The organism is Nocardia brasiliensis ATCC 700358 (assembly GCF_000250675.2).
Classification (GTDB): domain Bacteria; phylum Actinomycetota; class Actinomycetes; order Mycobacteriales; family Mycobacteriaceae; genus Nocardia; species Nocardia brasiliensis_B.
In genome coordinates this window covers 6,753,533-6,765,838 of the sequence record NC_018681.1, presented here as the reverse complement: position 1 = coordinate 6,765,838, position 12,306 = coordinate 6,753,533, and the positions used below count along the sequence as shown (strand labels likewise).

Genomic DNA, 12,306 nt, shown 5'->3' with positions numbered 1-12,306 from the left:
CTCAGTGCGCTTGCCCGTCGCGCGCGAAGAGGCGGCGCAGTAGCTCGCTCGGCGGTCGCAAAGCTCGCAGGCCCCTGGGCGCGGCCACACTGATCAGCCCGCCCCGCTGCCGGACCACCGCCTCGACGACCGCGTCGGCGACCGCCACCGGATCGGTGATCGACCCGGCCGCCACCGTGCTGACGGTGACACCCCGCTCGGCGAGTTCGTGATCGAGTGCCGCGCCGAGCCCGACCACGCCGTGCTTGGTCGCGCAGTACACCGCGACACCCAAGGCTCCGGTCACCCCGGCCGCGGTCCCGATGTTCACGATCTGGCCGTGCCCGCGAGCGGCGAATCGTTCAGCGGCCAAACGGGTTCCGGTGATCACCGCGCGCAGGTTGATATCGATCTGGTGGTCGGATTCGGCCTCGGTCTCGGCGAGGAACGGACCCGACGGCATCACGTCGGCGGCGTTCACCACGACGTCTAGCCCGCCGAGCTTGCGTTCGGCGGAGCCGAGAAAGCTCGCGAACCGAGCGCTGTCGGTGACATCGAGGGCCAGCCCCACCACGGTGCCGCCGTGCGTCCTGGCGAGTTGGTCGGCCACCGCGCGCACCGAGCCGACATCCATGTCCCCGATCACGACGTCGGCGCCTTCCGCCAGGAAAGCCAGTGCGGTCTCGCGCCCGATGCCGTGCGCGCCCCCGGTGATCGCGATCCGTTTGCCAGCGAGTGTTTTTCGAGACATTTCGTTCTGCCCACCTTTGTCTCTGTTCAACGCTAGGGTGTCGCTGGGTGGCGTTCCATGCGATATCGGGTCATGAGTTTGCGCAATCCGGCCAGCGCAGGCCGGGCTGCCGCTGTCCATGCCGACACCGGCCGACCTGGTTGCGAGATGCGGCCACTGGTGGTTCGAATACAGAACCGGTCGGCCGGTTTTGTTGCCGGTAACCAATGCCCTTGGGGCAGTGGAACATACGATCTCCGGCCAAAAACCTTGCGCATATCGGCCATAGCAAGCAACGATGGATACGTGGCCTCATGGGAGTGGCGGCGGTCGGTGACACACGCGGTGATCCTCGTCGAGCTCGGAGAAGATCACGGTCTGACCCAGTCGCAGTGCCTGCACGGCACGGAAGTCGATCCCCGCCTGCTGAAGACGCCCGGTGCGGAAATCACCGCGGCACAAGAGCTGGGCATCGTCCGCAATATCGTCACGCAGCTCGGCGATCCGCCGGGCCTCGGCCTCGAAGCCGGCTCCCGCACCCACATCACCACCCTCGGGGTGTTCGCGCTCGCGGTGCTCAGCAGCCCGACCATGGGTCAGGCCATCGACGTCGCCATGCGCTACTTCAGCCTGATGACCTCCTTCGCGCGCGCCTGGCACGTGTACCGCGACGACGAGATCTGGCTCTACGGCGACGACCGTGACCTGCCCGCCGATCTGCGCGCGTTCCTCGCCGAACGGGATGTCTCAGCGCTGCTGACGAATTGGTTCCTCGTGTTCGGTGTGCCGCCGCCGGTGTTGCGCGCCGAGATCGCGGGGGGACTGGGTCCGCGGCTGGCACCGATCCTGGAACAGTTCGAGATCCCGAGCACCGAATCCGCCGAACTGCAACTGGCCGTGTTCGACGCCGCCGACGTGGACGCGCCGATGCCGCAGGCGAGTCCGCTCACCGCACAGCTCTTCGAGGAGCAGTGCGACGAGCTGCTACAGCGTCGCGGCCTGCGCCAAGGGGTGGCCGGTTCGGTGCGTTCGGTGCTGATGCACCGGATGAACGGCAGGCTGAGCCAGGAGGAGGTCGCCGCCGGGCTGCACATGAGCCTGCGCACCATGCGCCGCCGGTTGGCCGATGAAGGCACCTCCTATCGCAGGCTCTGCGCGGAAACCTTCGGCACCCTCGCCGAAGAGTTGCTCGCGACGGGACTGACCGTCGAGGACGTCGCCTACCGGATGGGATATTCGGGCGCACCGAGCTTTTCGAACGCGTTCAAACAGTGGCGGGGTGTGTCGCCCGGGCGTTTCGCGCGGACCGCCGCCGATCGGTACCGGACGTCGGTGACCCACTGACCTCGTTCGCGGTTCCCCAGTTCCGATCAATGCGAGCATAGGGGGGAGTAGATCCCCGGTCGCCGTGGCGAAAGGTGGTGGGGTGTGGCGCAGTTCGTGCAGCAGTACGCCGCGTTGCGGTGGGCGGTGGTCGCGGCCTTCCTGATCACGGCGGGAATCGTGGTGGGGCGGATGGTCGCACCGGTCGCGGTGCCGGAACACGGTCGCGAGCACGGTGCGTCGGGACCGGTGCCGCGCGGCGGGTACGCCGAATCCGACGCCGCGCACCTGATCATGTGCCTGGTCATGCTCGCGATGCTGATGTTCCCGGCTGACGCGAACCCGATCGCCCTGCGCAGTGTGCTGACCGCGCTGACGGTGGTCTTCGCGGCGTTGCTGCTGGCGCGCCTCGCGGAACCGCGCACCGGGGAACAGCGGTCACCGGCCACCGACCGGCTGGTCCCGCTCGGATATCACACGGTGACCGCCGCGGCGATGCTCTACGCCATGTCCGGACATATCCCCGCCGGACATGCCGACGGACCCGCCCCGGTGCCCGCGCTGGTGCTCGCCGGACTGTTCGCCGCGGACGCACTGGTCGTCACAGTGCTGGGCACGTTCGGCCGTCCGGGTGTCGACACGCCTGGCTACCTGGGCATTGTGCTCAGGTCGGGTGGGTGTGTCGCGGTGCTCGCCGGTCCGCGCCGACGCTGGGCGATGGTCCCGCACGTGGTGATGGACCTCGGCACCGCGTACATGTTGATCGCCGCGGTTTCGAGTTGACCGGCGCCGCAGACCAATCCGCGCGCCATCGCAAACCGAACCCCTGTCTATGCAGGCAGGTGATTCGGCCATCGGCAAGCCCGGTTCTGCGCCCTGGTACCGATTCGGAGACCCGGTGCCGGACGGAATCGGCGAGGATGCGGCGATCGTCGCGTGCCCGCGGCCGAGTGCCGCTGCTCGACAGCGATCCGCGCTCGTCAGCCGCGAACTGACCGCCCTGCTGGCCGCGATCGGCAGCGGGGATCGGGCCGCGTTCACCGAGTTCTACCGGCGCACCAGCGCCCGGGTGTTCGGGCTCGCCGTGCGGATCCTGCGCAGCCACGCCACCGCGGAAGAAGTCGCGCAGGAGGTGTACCTACAGGTCTGGTCGCACGCCGCACGCTACGACCCGAAACTGTCGAGCCCGATCGGCTGGCTGATGATGCTCGCGCATCGCCGCGCGGTCGACCGGGTGCGCGCCGAAGCCGCCGCGGCCGGGCGCGACCTGGCGTTCGCGCACGCGCACGCGGGCCGCGATCACGATGTGGTCGCCGAATCGGTGACACAGCGGATGGAAGAGCAGACGGTCGCCGACTGCCTCGATACGCTCACCCCGACCCAGCGGGAAGCGATCGCCCTCGCCTACTACTCCGGGCGGACGTACCGTGAAGTGGCCGATCATCTCTCGGTACCGTTGCCCACCGTGAAAACCCGTATCCGTGACGGGCTGAAGAGACTGGAGAAATGCTTGTCCGGAGAAGGCGCCGATGGCTGAGGTCCCGCCGCGCTCGGACGCGGAACTGCTCGACCTCGCCTATCCGTGCGCGCTCGACGCCGTCGCCGAGATCGAGCGCAGACATATCGAGGAGCGGCTCGAAGCGGCCGATCCGGCTGTGCGGCAAGCCTTTCTGGACACCGTGTGGCGGATGCGCGAGGTGATGGCGCGGGTGGCCGCCCTCGACGCGCAGGAACCACCGCCGGAACTGGAGGCCCGGATTCTGGCCGCGCTACCGCCCGACGAGCGGTCTGGTCCGCCCGCGCGATGGTCGCGGCGCCTGCGCTGGGCGGTCCCGGTCGCCGCCGCGGCGTGCCTGGTGATCGGTGGTGTGGTGGTCGCCGACCGGATCAACGACACGCCCTCGCAAGTGCCGAGTGCGGAGCAGACGACACGCACCTTGGCCGGACCGGTCACCGGCGGTGGCTCGCTCGTCGTAGAGATCTCGCCCCAGCAGCGGGTAGCCCGCGTAGCTTTCGACGGGGTAGCGCAACCCCCCGCCGACCACGTGTACCAGGTCTGGTTGCTGGCCGGAACCCAACCCCGCTCAGCCGGCGTGCTTGCCGAATTGCCCTCCGCCACAAAACCATTCGTCACGGCATTCGCCCCAGGCGAGCAACTCGCGATCAGCGTGGAACCCTTGGGTGGATCGCCCGCCCCGACAACCAGCCCCATCGCGGGGGTGGTACTGCCCTGAGTCGCGCAGGGTGTCTGTCGCGACGTCGCGGCCCTGCCGATGTGCGCGCCGAATTGCCTTTTGCGGCAACGATATCGGCTACTGCATCCGTGCTCACAGCGGGCTCGCGGCCAGCGCGTTCGTGCCGAGGGGTTGCGGTTCAGATCTCCACGGCCTGGTCGGCGACTACGCGGCCGCCGAGGCGGACCCAGCCGTCGGAGTCCCAGCCGGTGAAGAGCTGTGAACCCTGGCCCTGGGTGATGATCAGGCTGCGGCGCAGCTGGGCGGTGATGGCGACGGCGGCGGCACCGGTCGCCTCGTCCTCTGCGATCCCGAGGGTGGGCGCGAACATGCGCGACCGCAACGTCCCGCGGTTCTGGTCGGTCCAGGTCCACAGATAGTGCGGGCCGCCGGTGAAGTCGTCCGGTCGCAGCGCGGCGAGTTCCTCGGCGTCGGGCAGTTCGTGGAAGGTGAAGTTCGGTGTCCACGCCGCGCGGGCGGTGATCCAGGTGAGCCCCTCGGCGAGCTCCACCGCGACGGGCCCGGCCGGGACCTCGAGTCGCTCGATCGGGGTGTGGTGCTCGGCGAACCACCAGGCGGTGCCCACACTGGGGTGCCCGGCGAAAGGCAATTCGACGGTCGGCGTGTAGATCCGCATCCTGGCGACGCCGTTCACCGCGTCCTCGACCACCACGGTCTCGCTGTATCCGGCCTTGGCGGCGAGCGCCTGGTGCTCGGTGGCGGCCATATCGGCGGCTCGCGCGATACCCAGCTCGTTACCGAAACGCCCCGCGCTGTCGGTGAACACTCGCACAACATCTACCTGTGTCCCCATGAGCGCCGAGCCTACTCGGCACCGGCGACAGGGACCGGTCGCGTGATGCACACCACGCGTTCTGTCGCGAATAGATGCTGGTCAATGGTCTGCGGACAAGAAGGCCGCCGTTTCGGTGAGCGAAACGGCGGCCTCCGGTAGCCGAGAGATCAGACCGTGGCGCCGGCCAGCGCTTCGGTCGACTGCACAGCCTGGGCGACTCCGGCGACGATCGCGGCCGCACGCAGCGACTCGAAGATCACCTCACGGGACACGCCCGCCTCGCGCAGCGTGTGCTCGTGCGCTTCCAGGCAGTGCTGGCAGCCGTTGATCGAGGAGACCGCGAAGGACCACAGCTCGAAATCGGCCTTGTCGACCCCGGGCGTGCCGATGATCTGCATCCGCAGACCGGCCCGCAGGTCGTCGTAGCGTCCGTCGAGGAACGCCTTGCCGCGATAGAAGACATTGTTCATGCCCATGATCGACGCGGCGCCGAGCGCGGCGTTGTACGCCTGCTCGGACAGCACATCGGCGGCTTCCTCGGCGATCTCGCGCAGCGTGGTCGCCGACCGGGTCGCGGCCGCCGACGCCAGCAGGGTGCCCCACAGCTGCTGTTCGTTCAGCACGGTGGTGCGCGCGAGCGATGACAGATTGAGCTTGAGGTCCTTGGCGTACTCGGGGAGGGAGTTCTTCAGGTTCTCAATGCTCATATGCCTTAATCCTTCTCTGGTTCACTGAGTTTCGTAGTTCTGCGCAGCGTTGCGTCAGACGCTCGCGGCGAGCAGTTCGCCCGCGTTGATGGTCGGATCGCCCTTCTTCCAGTTGCAGGCGCACAGCTCGTCGGACTGCAGCGCGTCGAGCACCCGCAGCACCTCGTCGACGTTGCGGCCGACCGAACCCGCGGTCACCGAGACGAACTGGACCTCGTTGTTCGGGTCGACGATGAAGGTGGCCCGGTCCGCGACGCCGTCGGCGTTGAGAACGCCGGTGGCGGTGGCCAATTCGCGCTTGAGGTCCGACAGGATCGGGAACGGCAGGGTCTTCAGATCCTCGTGCTGGGCCCGCCACTGGAAGTGCACGAACTCGTTGTCCACGGAGGCGCCGAGCACCTGCGCGTCGCGGTCTGCGAATTCCTCGTTGAGCTTGCCGAACGCGGCGATCTCGGTCGGGCACACGAAGGTGAAGTCCTTCGGCCAGAAGAACACGATGCGCCACTTGCCCGCGTGATCGTCGCTGGTGATGGTGGTGAAGTAATCGTCAGGCTGCTGAGCGTCGACCTTGGACAGGTCACCGCCGATGACGGCGGTGAGGTTGTATGCCGGGAATTGGTCGCCGATGGTCAGCAAGGCCATGCCTAATCTCCTCAGTTCTGGGTGGGTTTGCTAGCACTGTGCAGAAAAGCAGAAAAGCTCCCGTTCGATCTTGCCGAAGGGCTGGTGAAAGGTAAAGGTGATCAGTCGCACTACACTGATAGCCGTGACCGATCAGACTTATCAGCCGACCCTGTCACAGCTGCGTGCGTTCGTAGCGGTCGCGGAATACCGCCACTTCGGCACTGCCGCAGCGCGGCTCCGTGTGAGCCAGCCCACGCTATCGCAGGCGCTCGCGGCCCTCGAACACGGGTTGGGGCTGCAGTTGATCGAGCGCAGCACGCGGCGTGTGCTCGTCACCGCGGCGGGGATGCGCTTGCTGCCCAAGGCGATGGCGACCCTCGAGGCGGCGGACCGGTTCGTCGCCTCGGCGACCGGAGGCGGGCTCGGCGGGTCGCTGCGGATGGGCATCATCCCGACGGTTGCCCCGTATGTGCTACCCGGCCTTCTTCCGGAGTTGCGCAAGAAGTTACCCGCGCTCCACCCGCAGGTGATCGAGGATCAGACCGCACGGCTGTTGGACGGGTTGCGCACCGGCGTGCTCGACGTCGCGCTGCTCGCGTTACCGGCCGATCTGCCCGGTCTGGTCGAAATACCCCTGTACACCGAAGAATTCGTGCTGGTGACCCCGCGCGGTCACGAACTCGCCGGGCGGACGGATCTCGTGCCTTCGGTGCTGGACTCGCTGCCGCTGCTGCTGCTCGACGAAGGGCACTGCCTGCGCGACCAGACCCTGGATGTGTGCCGGTCCGCGGAGATCCATCCGGCGGCGGTCGGCGATACCCGCGCCGCGTCCTTGGCGACGGTGGTGCAATGCGTCGCCGGCGGTCTCGGCGTCACCCTCATCCCGGAGATGGCCGTCGCCGCCGAAACCGCCCGCGGCACACTGGATACCGCCCACTTCGCCACCCCCGCCCCGGGCCGCACCATCGGCCTCGCCTACCGCACCTCGACCGCCCGAGCTGACGACTACGAATACCTGGCCGCCATCATCCGCACCCAGCGTCCGGCCTAGTCCGCATCGATCCCCTGAAAGCCTCTGCGGTCCAGCGTTTTTGCCTCCTCGATCGGCGAGGGGCGCAAACCGAGCTTCCGTCGAGTGCGCGCAGCCGACGATCCTGGTGACTGGTCGATGCAAGGCCTGCGGTCCCGACGAATGCTGTGCCCAGCCGCCGAATGCTTGTGTTCAGGGCTCCCGTCGCTGCATTGCCCGAGGGGCTGGCCAGGAACACCGGTCGACACCGATGCGGCGTCCGACATCGATCGGGCTTCTGATGTCGGCGGCGATCAGCGTGTGCCGCCTCGCCGCGCGAACCGCGTTGTTGCCGCATGTGGACCGATTCGATTGGCGCGGAGCGTGGATGGGGGAGGCGATCTCTCCATGGGATTCGTGGAATGCCGGAGCTGCACTGCTGCCGCATGTGGACTGATTCGATTGGCGCGGAGGGCGGACGCGGGTGACGATCCCTGCATGGGGTTGCGTGCTGCCGGAGCTGGTCGACTGTCTGCGGTGAACGGTGCTGGGCATGCGCTGTTCGCGTACGGGACATTGCAGTTCCCGGAGATGCTCGAGGTGCTGCTCGGTCGCATACCGACACTCACACCGGCCGTCGCGGTCGGCTGGCGGGCCGCCGCACTGCCCGGCCTGCTCTACCCCGGTTTGGTGCCACACCCCGACGCCGTGGCCCCCGGAGTCCTCGTCACCGGTCTCACCGCGGCGGAGTGGCACATCCTCGACACCTTCGAAGACGACGAATACGACCTCTGCCCCATCCCCCTACCGCACCCACCCGCCACCCCCTGGACCTACCTATGGACCGGCCCTGTCGCACAAGACAATTGGGACGCCCCCACCTTCGCCCGCACCCACCTGGCCTCCTTCGTCGTGCACACCCGCGCCTGGTGCCGCGCGATGCTGGACGAACGATCAGGAGGAACTGGTGGCGGGGAGCTCTCGGGCGATGCCGCCACCAGTTCCCCCTGATCATTCGTCCAACCATGAGAGCGAAGCGCGGCACAGACTCGATCGGAGATCACGTGTGGGCGGTGGCGTAAGAGCGTCGCGTTGACCCGTACGACACGCCATCCCAGCGACTCCAGTGTCGCTATGCGGTCTATGTCTTTAGTTCGTTGCGCGGGGTCGGTCCAGTGTTGGGTGCCGTCGTATTCCACGGCGACGTGCCAAGGTTCCCATCCCATATCGACCCGAGCGACGAAAGACCCATAGGGATCACGGACAACCAGTTGTGTTGTGGGGCGCGGTAGCCCAGCATCGATCAGCAGCATTCGCGTATGCGATTCCGGTGGAGATTCCGCGCCACCGTCGAGTAGTCCCAGTATCTGCGGCAAGCGAGCGGCACCGCGTACACCGGGGTGCGCGCGAACCATGGACTCGACCTCCGAGGGCGTCACCCCTGTTGCCCGGCAGAGTGAATCGAGGAGCGGTACAGCATGGTCGCGACTCGATCCGCGACCGATGTCGAACGCTGTTCTTGCCGGCGTAGTCAGTTGGAAGCCATCGATTTCGCAGCACTCGGCGGGGTCGAGCACCGTGCGGACGGCGCGAATCCCCGTGGGTGGCTTGCAGTGTGTAGGCCGTGCGATTTCCGCGGGCTCATGTGGGTCGAGCCACAGAGCGCCGTGCAGCGCCGCGGCGGAGAGTCCGATCAGGGTGCCGGAACCCTTTGCCCAGTGTGCCGCCGCGCGGGCACGCCCCGCCGCGTCGAGCGTGCATCCCTTGGGTATGTAGACATCCGGGAACACCCGCACGAAGTTGTGCCGGAGTTCCCATCGTGAAATCAGCCCTGCGGCCAAGGCCCAAGATCCTGGAAACGGTTCGTCGAGTGCCCCCATGGGCCTGCACTATGCCCCTGGGGGCCGACAGTTTCGGTGAGGGGAACTGGTGGCGGAGCCTTCTCGGGCGATGCCGCCACCAGTTCCTCGTGATCGTGTGTCCAGTCGAATTGGCGTTTGTAGACGACCGGTCGTATATTGGGCGCATGGCGCGACCTCGACGGAGTGGAGATACTCGGCAGCTGCTGGTGGAGGAGGGGGCTGCGGGGTTCTTGAGCAGTGGGTACCACGGGACCGGGATCAAGCAGGTGCTGGACAAGGTCGGGGTGCCCAAGGGGTCGTTCTACAACTATTTCGACAGCAAGGAGAGTTTCGGGCGGGCGGTGATCGAGCATCACTCGCTGTGCGTGCAGCGCAACCTGACCGAGGCGTTCGGTGCGGCGCCGGATCCGATCAGCGGGTTGCGCGCGTTCTTCGGCCGTCTGATGGACGAGTTCGTCGCGGCGGATTTCACCGGCGGCTGCTTGATCGCGAATCTCGGCGGCGAGCTGGAAGGCAGTGAGCTGCTGCGGGAGTCGCTGTCGAACGCGTGGGGCGCGTGGCGGGATCGGGTCGCCGAGCAGCTGCGCGCGGCACAGGCGGCGGGGCAGATCCGCGCCGATATCGACGCGACCGAGCTGGCCGATCTGCTGCTCGAATCGTGGGAGGGCGCGGTGATCCGGATGAAGATCGACCGGACGCTCGATCCGCTGCACAAATGCCTGAACCGGCTGCTGGACGACTACTTCCGACCCTGACGGGCCGCGAAAAACCCCGGTGGTTTCGGCGCATCCATTCCAAGACGACCGGTCGTATCGAGAGATGAGGAAGAACATGACCAAGACGGTGATCGTGACGGGATCCTCCAGCGGGATCGGACAGGACATCGCGCGCGCTTTCGTCGCGCGCGGCGACAATGTCGTACTCAACGGCCGCGACGCGGACAAGCTCGCCGAGGTTGCCGCGAGCCTCGGCGCCCCAGCCAACGTGGCGACCGTCGCGGGCAATATCGGTTCCCCCGCAACAGGTTCGGCGCTGGTGCGCACGGCCGTCGACCGGTTCGGCGGGGTGGACGTGCTGGTGAACAACGCGGGCATCTTCGGTGCGACGCCGTTCGTGGACGTCACCGAGGCGGAACTCGACAGCTATCTCGACGGCAACCTCAAGGGCACCTACTTCACGACCCAGGCGGTGGTCCGCCGGCTGCGCGAGCAGCAGACGGGCGGCAGCATCGTGAACATCGGGACCGTGCTGGTCGAGCACGCGCTGGCCGGCTTGCCCGCCTCCGCCGCCCTGGTCAGCAAGGGCGGTGTGCACGCGCTCACCACCAGCCTGGCCGCCGAACTCGCCGCCGACCGCATCCGCGTCAACGCTGTCGCCCCGGGCGTCATCCGCACCCCGCTCTTCGGTGACGGCGACGAATCCGCTTCTGCCCGGCTGGCTTTGCTGAACCGGATCGGCGAGGTCGCCGAAACCACCGCCGCCGTGCTGTATCTCGCCGACGCCGAGTTCACCACGGGGCACATCTTCCCCGTCGACGGCGGCTACCTCTCGGGGCGGGCCGCCTGATGCCCTACGTCAACATCAAGGTCACCGACGAGGGCGTCACCCGGGAGCAGAAGTCCCGGCTGATCGCCGGGGTGACCGAACTGCTGCGCGATGTTCTCGGCAAGGACCCGGCCACCACGTTCGTGGTGATCGACGAAGTCGCACTCGCCAACTGGGGTGTGGGCGGCGTCGACGTCGAGGAGTACCGGCGCAGCCGGTTCTGAACAGCCGAATGCCCCACCGGCCAACGGATTTCCCGGCCGGTGGGGCATTCGCGACGAGCTACACGCGCAGCGCGTGCGGTTCGATCGCGCCGCGGACCAACGCGCGAGCGTCGATGGTCTCGGGGCGGTAGGGGAGGGTGACCAGACGATCGGTCATGCCCTGGACCGGATCGTCGATACGCTCGTTCAGGCCGAACAGGAAGGTCCACTCGTGTTCGTCGCTGCCGTACTGGACGACGGTGCCGAACTGCTCGTGGAACCGAGCCCAGGAGCGCTTCAGCGTCTCGTTGCGCCACATGGTCGCGCAGCCCGCCTGCGCGGTGAGTACGCCACCGGGCGCGAGCAGCGCCCGACATCGGGACAGGAACTCCGACTCGTACAGGCGGTTGTGCTGCGCGTCCTCCACCCGCTCGTCGGGCAGGTCGATCACGATGACGTCGTAGCGGGTGCCCGCCTGCGCCGCGTCGGCGAGGAAGTCCCAGCCGTCGGCGTAGTGCACCTTGACCGGGCCTTCGCCCTTGACCGCGGCGGCCAGCTCGTCGCCGGTGTAGCCGTAGGGCAGGTGCTCGGCGCACAGCTCGACCTCGAGCTGGTCGATGTCGACGTGATCGACCAGGGTCGCGCCCGCGGCGACCGACATCTGACTGGCCACGCCCTCACCGGAGCCGATGATCAGCACCTTGTCCAGCTTCTCGGCGAGCACGAAGGCGGGCACCATCATGGCCTCGTGATAGGTCAGCTGGGAGAACTCGGTGGACTGACGATCGTCGTCGGAGAACAGGCTGATGCCCTGCTCGGTCCGCGCGATCACCATGTGCTGGAACGGAGTACGGGTGTCGACGATCACCTCGTGCAGGTCCCAGATGCGGGTCAGGCCCGCGCCGACCGGCTCCTCGATCCGCTGCGAACCGTGCCCGCGGCGGATCACCTGCATGCGAACGTCCTTGGGAGAGAGCTTGTCTCGCAGGAGTTCGACGGCCTTCGACGCGCCGGCGCCGATACTGCCGCAGGTGAAGACGTCGACGAAGATGTCGCCGGACTCGGGATAGGTGTGAATCGAGGCGTGAGACTCCGACAACAGCGCGAGGACAGTCACCCCCTGCGGATCGAACTTCTTGTGTACGACATCGCAGATGGTGACGCCCGCGGCGATCAAAGACTCGCGCAACGCCGATTCGAGTTGTTCGAGGTCGTCGCAAAGGGCCGCGTCGACACCACCGAACTCGGCCAGCACATGCCAGCCGGTGAAATCTGCCGTCATGGGCATACTCAC

Annotated in this window: 14 protein-coding genes and 1 pseudogene; 9 read left to right on the top strand and 6 right to left on the bottom strand. The window is 67.4% G+C overall.

Going from position 1 to position 12,306, the window contains the following annotated elements; all coding sequences use genetic code 11:
- Position 1 precedes the first annotated feature (1 nt).
- Positions 2-730 (bottom strand): SDR family NAD(P)-dependent oxidoreductase, encoded by a 729-nt coding sequence (locus O3I_RS29915; RefSeq protein ID WP_014986759.1) that lies wholly within the window; start codon positions 728-730, stop codon positions 2-4.
- Between the two features lie 285 nt (positions 731-1,015).
- On the opposite strand from O3I_RS29915, the gene O3I_RS29910 reads away from it, so the two are divergent.
- The 4 genes from O3I_RS29910 (at position 1,016) to O3I_RS29895 (ending at position 4,266) form a co-directional block, all read left to right on the top strand.
- Complete coding sequence (locus O3I_RS29910; RefSeq protein ID WP_063632286.1) at positions 1,016-2,053, top strand: AraC family transcriptional regulator; 1,038 nt, start codon at positions 1,016-1,018, stop codon at positions 2,051-2,053.
- 84 nt (positions 2,054-2,137) lie between these two features.
- Positions 2,138-2,815: a DUF5134 domain-containing protein gene (locus tag O3I_RS29905; RefSeq protein ID WP_014986757.1), complete on the top strand. Its 678-nt coding sequence runs from the start codon at positions 2,138-2,140 to the stop codon at positions 2,813-2,815.
- Between the two features lie 49 nt (positions 2,816-2,864).
- Positions 2,865-3,569, top strand: coding sequence for an ECF RNA polymerase sigma factor SigK (gene sigK, locus O3I_RS29900; protein WP_014986756.1), 705 nt, complete (start codon positions 2,865-2,867; stop codon positions 3,567-3,569).
- A complete protein-coding gene (locus O3I_RS29895; RefSeq protein ID WP_014986755.1) occupies positions 3,562-4,266 on the top strand; it encodes an anti-sigma factor in 705 nt (234 codons plus the stop codon). The genes sigK and O3I_RS29895 overlap by 8 nt, the downstream gene beginning before the upstream one ends.
- 139 nt (positions 4,267-4,405) lie before the next feature.
- On the opposite strand, the gene O3I_RS29890 is transcribed toward O3I_RS29895, so the two are convergent.
- The 3 genes from O3I_RS29890 to O3I_RS29880 form a co-directional block, all read right to left on the bottom strand.
- Positions 4,406-5,080 carry a PhzF family phenazine biosynthesis protein gene (locus O3I_RS29890; protein WP_041562960.1) on the bottom strand — a complete coding sequence of 225 codons (675 nt, stop codon included), beginning with the start codon at positions 5,078-5,080 and terminating at the stop codon, positions 4,406-4,408.
- A 149-nt stretch (positions 5,081-5,229) separates the two neighbouring features.
- On the bottom strand, positions 5,230-5,769 hold the full coding sequence (locus O3I_RS29885) for a carboxymuconolactone decarboxylase family protein (protein ID WP_014986753.1): 540 nt from the start codon (positions 5,767-5,769) through the stop codon (positions 5,230-5,232).
- A gap of 54 nt (positions 5,770-5,823) precedes the next feature.
- Complete coding sequence (locus O3I_RS29880) at positions 5,824-6,411, bottom strand: peroxiredoxin (RefSeq protein WP_014986752.1); 588 nt, start codon at positions 6,409-6,411, stop codon at positions 5,824-5,826.
- Positions 6,412-6,535: 124 nt separating this feature from the next.
- On the opposite strand from O3I_RS29880, the gene O3I_RS29875 reads away from it, so the two are divergent.
- Positions 6,536-7,444 carry a hydrogen peroxide-inducible genes activator gene (locus O3I_RS29875; RefSeq protein ID WP_014986751.1) on the top strand — a complete coding sequence of 303 codons (909 nt, stop codon included), beginning with the start codon at positions 6,536-6,538 and terminating at the stop codon, positions 7,442-7,444.
- Positions 7,445-7,939: 495 nt separating this feature from the next.
- Entirely contained in the window at positions 7,940-8,413 is a 474-nt protein-coding gene (locus O3I_RS46565) for a gamma-glutamylcyclotransferase family protein (protein ID WP_014986749.1), read from the top strand.
- Between the two features lie 50 nt (positions 8,414-8,463).
- Here O3I_RS46565 and O3I_RS46560 read toward each other — a convergent pair.
- A pseudogene (locus O3I_RS46560) lies at positions 8,464-8,628 on the bottom strand (DUF559 domain-containing protein); the annotation flags it as partial.
- 800 nt (positions 8,629-9,428) lie between these two features.
- Here O3I_RS46560 and O3I_RS29865 point away from each other — a divergent pair.
- The 3 genes from O3I_RS29865 (at position 9,429) to O3I_RS29855 (ending at position 11,033) form a co-directional block, all read left to right on the top strand.
- On the top strand, positions 9,429-10,019 hold the full coding sequence (locus O3I_RS29865; protein ID WP_041562959.1) for a TetR/AcrR family transcriptional regulator: 591 nt from the start codon (positions 9,429-9,431) through the stop codon (positions 10,017-10,019).
- A 76-nt stretch (positions 10,020-10,095) separates the two neighbouring features.
- Positions 10,096-10,830, top strand: a complete 735-nt coding sequence (locus tag O3I_RS29860; RefSeq protein WP_014986747.1) for an SDR family NAD(P)-dependent oxidoreductase — start codon at positions 10,096-10,098, stop codon at positions 10,828-10,830.
- Positions 10,830-11,033 (top strand): tautomerase family protein, encoded by a 204-nt coding sequence (locus tag O3I_RS29855; protein ID WP_014986746.1) that lies wholly within the window; start codon positions 10,830-10,832, stop codon positions 11,031-11,033. Before O3I_RS29860 ends, O3I_RS29855 begins: the two co-directional genes overlap by 1 nt.
- Before the next feature lie 58 nt (positions 11,034-11,091).
- Here O3I_RS29855 and speD read toward each other — a convergent pair whose 3' ends face one another.
- On the bottom strand, positions 11,092-12,294 hold the full coding sequence (speD, locus tag O3I_RS29850; RefSeq protein ID WP_014986745.1) for an adenosylmethionine decarboxylase: 1,203 nt from the start codon (positions 12,292-12,294) through the stop codon (positions 11,092-11,094).
- Positions 12,295-12,306 lie beyond the last annotated feature (12 nt).

What these genes read in the sequence shown, in the direction of transcription:
- O3I_RS29915 (WP_014986759.1), bottom strand. Translation starts at nt 730, where the DNA reads ATGTCTCGAAAAACACTCGCTGGCAAACGGATCGCGATCACCGGGGGC.
- sigK (WP_014986756.1), top strand. Translation starts at nt 2,865, where the DNA reads ATGCAGGCAGGTGATTCGGCCATCGGCAAGCCCGGTTCTGCGCCCTGG.
- O3I_RS29895 (WP_014986755.1), top strand. Translation starts at nt 3,562, where the DNA reads ATGGCTGAGGTCCCGCCGCGCTCGGACGCGGAACTGCTCGACCTCGCC.
- O3I_RS29890 (WP_041562960.1), bottom strand. Translation starts at nt 5,080, where the DNA reads ATGGGGACACAGGTAGATGTTGTGCGAGTGTTCACCGACAGCGCGGGG.
- O3I_RS29885 (WP_014986753.1), bottom strand. Translation starts at nt 5,769, where the DNA reads ATGAGCATTGAGAACCTGAAGAACTCCCTCCCCGAGTACGCCAAGGAC.
- O3I_RS29880 (WP_014986752.1), bottom strand. Translation starts at nt 6,411, where the DNA reads ATGGCCTTGCTGACCATCGGCGACCAATTCCCGGCATACAACCTCACC.
- O3I_RS29865 (WP_041562959.1), top strand. Translation starts at nt 9,429, where the DNA reads ATGGCGCGACCTCGACGGAGTGGAGATACTCGGCAGCTGCTGGTGGAG.
- O3I_RS29860 (WP_014986747.1), top strand. Translation starts at nt 10,096, where the DNA reads ATGACCAAGACGGTGATCGTGACGGGATCCTCCAGCGGGATCGGACAG.
- O3I_RS29855 (WP_014986746.1), top strand. Translation starts at nt 10,830, where the DNA reads ATGCCCTACGTCAACATCAAGGTCACCGACGAGGGCGTCACCCGGGAG.
- speD (WP_014986745.1), bottom strand. Translation starts at nt 12,294, where the DNA reads ATGACGGCAGATTTCACCGGCTGGCATGTGCTGGCCGAGTTCGGTGGT.